General features: G+C 75.9%; 8 protein-coding genes. All 8 read left to right on the top strand.

Translation table 11 applies throughout. The annotated features are described in order from the left end of the window. Nucleotides 1-1469, top strand: a 1469-nt coding sequence (locus BIV57_RS21845) for a TadA family conjugal transfer-associated ATPase (protein WP_336447147.1), incomplete at its 5' end; no start/stop codon positions are given. Further along, the gene (locus BIV57_RS21850) at nucleotides 1466-2479 is read left to right on the top strand and encodes a type II secretion system F family protein (protein ID WP_071658593.1); all 1014 of its coding nucleotides are present in this window, start codon (nucleotides 1466-1468) and stop codon (nucleotides 2477-2479) included. The genes BIV57_RS21845 and BIV57_RS21850, both read left to right, overlap by 4 nt. Next, a complete protein-coding gene (locus BIV57_RS21855) occupies nucleotides 2476-3369 on the top strand; it encodes a hypothetical protein (RefSeq protein ID WP_071658594.1) in 894 nt (297 codons plus the stop codon). Before BIV57_RS21850 ends, BIV57_RS21855 begins: the two co-directional genes overlap by 4 nt. Before the next feature lie 127 nt (nucleotides 3370-3496). After that, the gene (locus BIV57_RS21860) at nucleotides 3497-3757 is read left to right on the top strand and encodes a hypothetical protein (protein WP_071658595.1); all 261 of its coding nucleotides are present in this window, start codon (nucleotides 3497-3499) and stop codon (nucleotides 3755-3757) included. A 14-nt stretch (nucleotides 3758-3771) separates the two neighbouring features. Beyond that, nucleotides 3772-4227, top strand: coding sequence for a TadE/TadG family type IV pilus assembly protein (locus BIV57_RS21865; RefSeq protein WP_071658596.1), 456 nt, complete (start codon nucleotides 3772-3774; stop codon nucleotides 4225-4227). Between the two features lie 97 nt (nucleotides 4228-4324). Then, nucleotides 4325-4882 (top strand): TadE/TadG family type IV pilus assembly protein, encoded by a 558-nt coding sequence (locus BIV57_RS21870; RefSeq protein ID WP_079170580.1) that lies wholly within the window; start codon nucleotides 4325-4327, stop codon nucleotides 4880-4882. Further along, nucleotides 4882-5340, top strand: coding sequence for a hypothetical protein (locus BIV57_RS21875; RefSeq protein ID WP_071658598.1), 459 nt, complete (start codon nucleotides 4882-4884; stop codon nucleotides 5338-5340). The genes BIV57_RS21870 and BIV57_RS21875 overlap by 1 nt, the downstream gene beginning before the upstream one ends. 11 nt (nucleotides 5341-5351) lie before the next feature. Further along, the coding region (locus BIV57_RS24715; protein ID WP_175548825.1) for a LysM peptidoglycan-binding domain-containing protein at nucleotides 5352-6744 on the top strand (1393 nt) is incomplete at its 3' end.

A 6744-nucleotide genomic window follows, 5' to 3' on the forward strand; every position in this document is an offset into this window, starting at 1 on the left:
CCGCTCCCGTCGCCGCTCCCGTCGCCGCAAGTCCTCCACAGCCTGTGGATCCCGCCGTCGCCCGCAACCTCAAGCGCCGCGTCGCCGCCGCGCTGCACCGCCAGATCTCCGACGAGCAGCGCGCCACCGCCACCGACCCCGACCAGGCCGGCCTCCGCCAGCGCGGGCGCGCCCTGATCGAGGAGGAGGTGGCCCGCTGGTCCGAGGACTACTCCCTCGCGCACGGCGTGCCCCCCACCCGCGAGCAGGACCGCGCCCTCGCCGAGGCCGTCTACGACCTGCTCTTCCGCGCCGGGCGGCTGCAGCCCTACCTCGACGACCCCGAGGTGGAGAACATCGTCGCCAACGGCTGCGACGACGTGTGGATCTCCCGCGCCGACGAGCCGCTGCGCCGCGTCCCGCCGATCGCCGAGTCGGACGACGAACTGGTCGAGCTGCTCCAGGACCTGGCGCGCCGTCACGGCGGCGGCGAGCGGCTGCTGTCCACCGCGCACCCCACCCTCGCCCTCCGCCTGGAGGGCGGGATGCGGCTGCAGGCGCTGATGGCCGTCACCCCGCGCCCGTACGTGGCGATCCGCCGCCACCGGGTGGCCTCCGCGACGCTCGGCGACATGGTGCGGCTCGGCGCCGTCGACGCGACGCTGGCGGCGTTCCTCGCCGCGTGCATCCGGGCCCGCAAGAACGTGATGGTGACGGGCACCCAGGGCGTCGGCAAGACCAGCCTGCTGCGCGCGCTGGCCGCCGAGATCCCGCCGCACGAGCGGATCGGCACCCTGGAGACCGAGTACGAGCTGTGGCTCCACGAGCTGGGCCGGCTCCATCAGGTGGTGCCGATGGAGGCCCGGGAGGGCAACGGCGAGCGCGGCCCGGACGGGCGCGCGGCCGGCGAGATCAGCATCGGCGACCTCATCCCGCACGCGCTGCGGATGACCCTCAACCGCATCATCGTCGGCGAGGTGCGCTCCTCCGAGGTCGTCCCCATGCTGCGGGTCATGACCAACGGCGAGGGCGGCTCGATGTGCACGCTGCACGCCCGCACCCCGCACATGATCGTCGACCGCATCGCCGAGCTCTGCCTGGAGTACGGGCCGCGGATGACCGACGCGCTCGCCTACCGGCTCACCGCCAACGCCCTGGACTTCGTCGTCCACTTGACGATGGTGGACGAGACCGGGGTGGGCGGCCGCCGGCACCGCTTCGTCTCGCACGTCCTGGAGGTCGCGGGGCTGGGCGAGGGCGGCCGGCCCGCGATGAACGAGGTGTTCGCGCCGCGCGACGGCGAGCCGCGCGGGGTGCCGCGCACGCCGCCGTCCTGCCTGGACGACCTGCGCCGGGCGGGCTTCGACCCGCGGCTGCTGGACTCGCCGCACGGCAGCTGGTCGGCCCCGCTGCAGCTGCAGGTGGACGGCCGCGGCCCGGGCCGCCGGCCCGACCCGCACGCCAACGGCCGGGAAGGGGGCGCCCGATGACGGTGACGCTGGCCTTCGCCGCCTGCGGCGCGCTCGCCGCGCTCGGCGTGGTGGGCACGGTGCTGGGCGCGACCGGGTTCCTGGACGGCACCGGCGCCGCGCGCCCGTCCACCAACGGACCGGCCGAGCGGCTGGTGCGCTGGTGGGACGGCCAAGGCGATCCGCGGCTGCGGCGGGTGCACCGGGTGCAGGTGCTGCTGGCGCTGGTCGGCGGAATCGGCGGCTGGCTCTTCACCGATGTGGTGCTCGCCGTGGTGCTGGTGCCGCTGGCCGTCTTCGGGCTGCCGCTGCTCTGGGCCTCCACCCGGCCCTCGACGATCCGCATCGAGCGCCTGGAGGCGCTGTCGGAGTGGACGCAGCGGCTCGCCGATGTGCTGCTGCTGGGCACCGGGTTGGAGCAGGCCATCGTCACCACCCGGGCGGCCGCGCCGCCGCGGCTGGACCGCGAGGTCGGCGAGCTGGTCTCCCGGCTGCAGGCCCGCTGGCGGCCGGAGGACGCGCTGCGGGCGTTCGCCGCCGAGCTGGGCGACGCCACCTCGGACAAGATCTGCGCCGCGCTGCTGCTGCGGGCCTCCGACCGCGGGCCGGGCCTCGCCGGCGCGCTCAGCGACCTCGCCGAGTCGGTGCGCGAGGAGGTGCGGCAGCGGCGCGCCATCGAGGCGGACCGGGCCAAGCACCGGGCCACCGTGCGCTGGCTCTCCGTCATCACGCTGGGCGTCGCCGTGGTCGGGGCGTTCGACCGGGCCTACACCGGGCCGTACCACACGGCGCTGGGGCAGGCGGTTCTGGTGTTTCTGACGGTGGCCTTCGTGGGGATCATTGCCTGGATGCGGAACCTCGCCTCGGCGCCGCCGCTGCCGCGGCTGCTGGAGCGGGACCGGCGCAGCCGGGTGGGGCGCAACGAGGACCGCGCACGCGGCGAGGGCCGCACCGGGGGCAATGGCGGGGACGGCAGTGGCGACGGTTACGGGGACCGCTACGGGGACGGGGACGGGGGTGCCGGGCTGTGATCTCACCATGGGCGCTGATCGCCGGGGCCGCCGTGGGCGGCGGGCTGGCGCTGCTCGCGGCCGAACTGCGGCCTGCGCCACCGGAGTTGGGCGCGGCGCTGGGACGGCTGCGCTCCTCGGTGCCGACCGTCCGCCCGGAGGACGCGGCAGCCGCAGACCGCCCGGGCCTGCTGGACCGGCTCGGCGGGCGGATGACGGGTCTGCCCGGGGTCCGCATCCCGCGCCGCGACCTGGCGCTGATCGGCCGCACCCCGGCCCGCTTCATGGCGCACAAGGGGCTCTTCGCGCTCATCGGCCTGGCGCTGCCGGCGTACGGGCAGGCGGTGTGGACGCTCTTCGGGCTGAACCTGCCGGTGGTGGTGCCGGCGGTGGCCGCGCCCGTGCTGGCGGTGCTGCTCTGGCTGCTGCCGGACGCCATCGCCGCGGGCGAGGCCAAGGAGGCGCGGGTGGAGTATCTGCACGGCGTCGCGGCCTACTTGGAGCTGGTGGCGCTGGAGCGGGCGGCGGACTGCGGCCCGGCCGAGGCGATGTCCCGGGCGGCGCGGGTGGGGCGGGGCGCCGTATTCCTGCGGATGCGGGACGCCATCGACGCGGCGGCGGTGGACCGCCGTCCGCCGTGGGTGGGGCTGGGCCGGCTCGCGGAGGAACTGGGGCTGGCGCCCCTTCAGGACGTGGCGGACATCATGCGGCTCTCCGGGGCCGACGGTGCCGCCGTCTACGGGACGCTGCGGGCGCGGGCCAAGAGCCTGCGCTCGGAGCTGCTCGCCGAGGACCTGGCGAAGGCCAACACGGACAGCGAACGCATGGTCATCCCGGGGTCGGCGCTGGTGATGGTGATGGTGGTGATGATCGCTTTTCCGGCGCTGTACCAGATGTTCACCACGGGGTGACGCAGGACCGACCCGACGCAGGACCGACCCGACGCAGGACCGACCCGACGCAGGACCGACTCGACGCAGGACCGGATGGGAGGGGCCGCGCAGATGCCGGCGGCCCCCTGGGGATTGTGGAGGAGACATGACGAGGACCACGACGAGGTCGAAGGGCCGCCTCCACGGGGCGCAGGCCCCGGCGGAGCTGGTTCCGGCGGTGCTGCTCTGGCACACCGTCAAGGCGCGCTCCCGGCGCGTCCGTTCGGCGGCCCGGCGGCGCGAGGCCGGCGCGATCAGCACCGAGCTGGCGCTGGTGGTGATCGCCCTGGTGGCGCTCGCCGGGATCGTGCTGGCGGCGATCACGGCGCTGGGCAAGCGCACCGCCGCAAAGGTCACCGGGCTCTGAGCAGCACGCCGCCGATGTCGAGACGCGGGAGCCGAGCGGTACCGAGCCTCCGAGGGGTACCGGGCCTCCGAGGGGGACGAGACCTCCGATGGGGACGGGACCGGGGCTCGCAGTCGGTTCCGCTGGCGATCCTCTTCCCGGTGGTGCTGATGCTGGTGCTGCTGGTGGTGCAGGCGGGGCTGTGGTGGTACGCCCGGCAGACCGCCCTCACGGCTGCCCGCGAGGGCAGCGAGGCCGCCCGGATGTACGGCGCCACCCCCGCGGCCGGCGCGGCGCGGGCCCGCAGCGTGCTCGACCGGCTCAGCACGGGCCTGAGCGACAAGCAGGTCTCGACGGCCGGCAGCGATGGGCAGGACGTGCGGATCTCGGTCTCGGTGCGGGCGGTGTCCCTGGTGCCGGGGGTGCCGGGCAAGAAGCTGACGCAGCAGGTGGTGGCGCCGGTGGAGCGCTGGACGGTGCCGGGTCAGTAGGCGGAACGCGGCAGTGGGCACGGGAGAACTCGGACAGCAAGAAGCAGGAAGCAGGCAGCAGACAGCAGGAAGTAGGCAGCAGGAAGGGGGACGGTCCATGCGGCGAAGAGCCGGCGATCGCGGTGCGGTGCCGATCGAGGCCGCCCTGCTGATGCCCGTCCTGGTCGTCTTCGTGCTGCTCGCGGTGGCCGCCGGGCGGATCACCACGGCCCGCTCGACAGTGGACGCGGCGGCCCGCGACGCCGCCCGCGCCGCCTCGCTGGAGCGCACCCCGGCGCGCGCGGTCGCGGCCGCGGACCGGGCAGCCCAGGGGACGCTCGCCCAACAGGGGCTGCACTGCGGCGGATTGGCGCTCAAGGTGGACGCCGCCGCGGTGGGCAAGCCGGCGGGCGCGCCCGGACGGATCGGGGTGGTGCGGGTCCAGGTGCACTGCCAGGTGGCGCTGGGCGATGTGATGGTGCCGGGGCTGCCGGGCGGGGTGGCCGCGAACAGCAGCTTCACCTCGGTGGTGGACCGGTTCCGGTCGACGGGGGCGGCGACGGGTGCGGCGACAGGCGCGGCGGCCGGAAACGGCACGGGCGGGAACAGCACGGGCGGAAACGGCACGGGCGGGAACGGCACGGGCGGCGCCGCGGCACCGGGCGGTGGTGGCTGATGCGGACGCTCCGTCAGCACCGGTCCGACCGCGGCGCGCTGTCCGTCTTCGTGGCGCTGGTCTGCGTCGGACTGCTCATCGCCATCGGCCTCATCGTCGACCTCGGCGGCCGGCTGCGCGCCGTCGAGCAGGCGGACGGCTACGCCATGGAGGCCGCCCGCGCCGGCGGCGAGCAGATCGACGCGGGCCAGGCGATGTCCGGGCACGGCTTCGCCGTCGACCCGGTCGCCGCGAGCACCGCCGCCAAGCGCTACCTCGCCGCGGCCGGCGTGCGCGGCAGCGTCTCCGTGAACGCCGCCGGACACCGCATCACCGTCACCACCACCTACTCCTACAAGACCTTCTTCCTCGCCGCGCTGGGCATCGGGTCCTTCACCGTGCACGGGGAGGGCTCGGCCGGGCTGCTCTACGGCGTCACCCAACCGGAGAACGGACCGGAGAAGGGGAACGGGAACTGATCATGAATCTGGTGGGGCGTGTGCTGAGAGCCGTCGGCAGCCTGGTGCTGCTCGCCGCGGCCCTTGCCGGGCTGCCGGTGGTGCTCGCCACCGGGACGTCCACGGTGGCCGGACTGGGCACACCGCTGCACGGCAGCCTGCGGGCGCTGCTGACCCAGCCCGATCAGGGCGGGCTGTTCCTGTGGGCGGTGGTCGTCGTCGGCTGGGCCGCGTGGGCGTGCTTCGCCGTCGCGGTGCTGCTGGAGATCCCGGCGCAGCTGCGCGGGCGGACCGCGCCGCGGCTCCCGGCCGGGCTGGGCTTCGGGCAGCGCGCGGCGGGGGCGCTGGTCGCGGCCGTGCTGTCGGTGCTGCCGGCAGGCGCGGCGTTCGCGGCCGCGCCGCGGGCGGCGGCGCTGACGGCGGGCGCGAGCGCGGGGTTCGCGGCGCTGCCGGCGGGGGCGTCGTCGGGGACGTCCGGCGGATCGGGGATGTCGGGCGCACGGGGGATGCCCGGGACGGCGGGGGCCGCGGGGGCCTTCGCATCCGGGGCGGGGGCGGTCGCCCCGGCGACGTCGACGGCCTCGTCGAATCCCTCGTCGATGTCCTCGTCGATGTCGATGTCCTCGAACGCGGTCGCGGCGACGCGGGCCGGGGCGGAGGCCGCCCAGGCCGGGTACGTCCCGCTGGAGTCGGCGCTCGGCCAGGCTCCGCACCCCGTCTACGTGGTGCGCGAGCCCGAGCCGGGGCGTCCGGCGGACAGCCTCTGGGCGATCGCCGAGCGGACGCTCGGGAACGGCTCGCGCTGGCACGAGATCGCCCGCCTCAACGAGGGCCGGGTGATGGACGCGGAGGGCAGGCGCTTCGACGCGGACCGGCCCATCCAGCCCGGCTGGCGGCTCGTCATGCCGCACGACGCCACGGTCGACGCGGAGGGCAGGAGCACCGAGGTGACGGTCCGTCCGGGCGACACCCTGGCGGGCATCGCGGCCCGGGAGGGCGTGCACGGCGGCTGGACGGCGCTCTACCAGGCCAACGCGGCGACCATCGGCAAGAACCCGGACGTCATCCGGCCGGGCGAGCGCCTGGCGATACCGGCGGCGGGCGGACACAAGGGTTCGGCGCCGCCAACGCACACCCCGGCGCCCAAGCCCACACCCAAGCCGACCCCGACACCCACACCCACACCCACACCCACCAAGGCGCCGGCTCCGACGCCGACCCCGACGCACACGCCCAAGTCCACGCCCACGCACACCGCGACGCCGACGCCGACCCACACCCGGTCCGCGGGCCCGGCCCCGGCCCCGTCTCCGGCCCCGTCCCACAGCGGCCGGCACGCCTCCCCCTCCCCCTCCTCCCCCTCGCCGTCCCACGCCGGCAGCACCCACACCTCCAAGGCCGGCTCCGGCCCCGGGACGACCCCGC

It is taken from the genome of Mangrovactinospora gilvigrisea (genome assembly GCF_001879105.1).
In the GTDB taxonomy this organism is placed as follows: domain Bacteria; phylum Actinomycetota; class Actinomycetes; order Streptomycetales; family Streptomycetaceae; genus Mangrovactinospora; species Mangrovactinospora gilvigrisea.

What these genes read in the sequence shown, in the direction of transcription:
- BIV57_RS21850 (WP_071658593.1), top strand. Translation starts at nt 1,466, where the DNA reads ATGACGGTGACGCTGGCCTTCGCCGCCTGCGGCGCGCTCGCCGCGCTC.
- BIV57_RS21860 (WP_071658595.1), top strand. Translation starts at nt 3,497, where the DNA reads ATGACGAGGACCACGACGAGGTCGAAGGGCCGCCTCCACGGGGCGCAG.
- BIV57_RS21865 (WP_071658596.1), top strand. Translation starts at nt 3,772, where the DNA reads ATGTCGAGACGCGGGAGCCGAGCGGTACCGAGCCTCCGAGGGGTACCG.
- BIV57_RS21870 (WP_079170580.1), top strand. Translation starts at nt 4,325, where the DNA reads ATGCGGCGAAGAGCCGGCGATCGCGGTGCGGTGCCGATCGAGGCCGCC.
- BIV57_RS21875 (WP_071658598.1), top strand. Translation starts at nt 4,882, where the DNA reads ATGCGGACGCTCCGTCAGCACCGGTCCGACCGCGGCGCGCTGTCCGTC.